Source organism: Halobacillus yeomjeoni (assembly GCF_020171525.1).
Taxonomy (GTDB): domain Bacteria; phylum Bacillota; class Bacilli; order Bacillales; family Halobacillaceae; genus Halobacillus; species Halobacillus yeomjeoni.
The window spans coordinates 1-1643 of the sequence record NZ_JAIVAI010000012.1 but is presented as its reverse complement, the minus strand read 5'-3'; the positions used below and the strand labels follow the sequence as shown (position 1 = coordinate 1643).

Below are 1643 nucleotides of genomic sequence, written 5' to 3'. Positions count from 1 at the left end.
AAACAAGCACATTCGGTGTGCAAATGAGCAAGACAAACTTTTTCAACTTTTATGGAGAGTTTGATCCTGGCTCAGGACGAACGCTGGCGGCGTGCCTAATACATGCAAGTCGAGCGCGGGAAGCGAGCTGATCCCCTTCGGGGGTGACGCTCGTGGAACGAGCGGCGGACGGGTGAGTAACACGTGGGCAACCTGCCTGTAAGACCGGAATAACCCCGGGAAACCGGGGCTAATGCCGGGTAACACTTTCTTTCGCATGAAGGAGAGTTGAAAGATGGCTTCTTGCTATCACTTACAGATGGGCCCGCGGCGCATTAGCTAGTTGGTGAGGTAACGGCTCACCAAGGCGACGATGCGTAGCCGACCTGAGAGGGTGATCGGCCACACTGGGACTGAGACACGGCCCAGACTCCTACGGGAGGCAGCAGTAGGGAATCTTCCGCAATGGACGAAAGTCTGACGGAGCAACGCCGCGTGAACGATGAAGGTCTTCGGATCGTAAAGTTCTGTTGTTAGGGAAGAACAAGTACCGTGCGAATAGAGCGGTACCTTGACGGTACCTAACGAGGAAGCCCCGGCTAACTACGTGCCAGCAGCCGCGGTAATACGTAGGGGGCAAGCGTTGTCCGGAATTATTGGGCGTAAAGCGCGCGCAGGCGGTTCCTTAAGTCTGATGTGAAAGCCCACGGCTCAACCGTGGAGGGTCATTGGAAACTGGGGAACTTGAGGACAGAAGAGGAGAGTGGAATTCCACGTGTAGCGGTGAAATGCGTAGATATGTGGAGGAACACCAGTGGCGAAGGCGACTCTCTGGTCTGTTTCTGACGCTGAGGTGCGAAAGCGTGGGTAGCAAACAGGATTAGATACCCTGGTAGTCCACGCCGTAAACGATGAGTGCTAGGTGTTAGGGGGCTTCCACCCCTTAGTGCTGAAGTTAACGCATTAAGCACTCCGCCTGGGGAGTACGGCCGCAAGGCTGAAACTCAAAGGAATTGACGGGGGCCCGCACAAGCGGTGGAGCATGTGGTTTAATTCGAAGCAACGCGAAGAACCTTACCAGGTCTTGACATCCTTGGACAACCCTAGAGATAGGGCTTTCCCTTCGGGGACCAAGTGACAGGTGGTGCATGGTTGTCGTCAGCTCGTGTCGTGAGATGTTGGGTTAAGTCCCGCAACGAGCGCAACCCCTAATCTTAGTTGCCAGCATTCAGTTGGGCACTCTAAGGTGACTGCCGGTGACAAACCGGAGGAAGGCGGGGATGACGTCAAATCATCATGCCCCTTATGACCTGGGCTACACACGTGCTACAATGGATGGAACAAAGGGCAGCGAAGCCGCGAGGTGTAGCAAATCCCATAAAACCATTCTCAGTTCGGATTGCAGGCTGCAACTCGCCTGCATGAAGCCGGAATCGCTAGTAATCGCGGATCAGAATGCCGCGGTGAATACGTTCCCGGGCCTTGTACACACCGCCCGTCACACCACGAGAGTTGGCAACACCCGAAGTCGGTGAGGTAACCTTTATGGAGCCAGCCGCCGAAGGTGGGGCCAATGATTGGGGTGAAGTCGTAACAAGGTAGCCGTATCGGAAGGTGCGGCTGGATCACCTCCTTTCTAAGGATAGAAACGGAAGCGTACGCTG

Annotated in this window: 1 rRNA gene; it reads left to right on the top strand. The window is 55.1% G+C overall.

The window, feature by feature from the left end:
* The first annotated feature begins 48 nt into the window (after positions 1 to 48).
* Positions 49 to 1615 (top strand): 16S ribosomal RNA (locus LCL89_RS16630).
* The last annotated feature ends 28 nt before the right edge of the window (positions 1616 to 1643 follow it).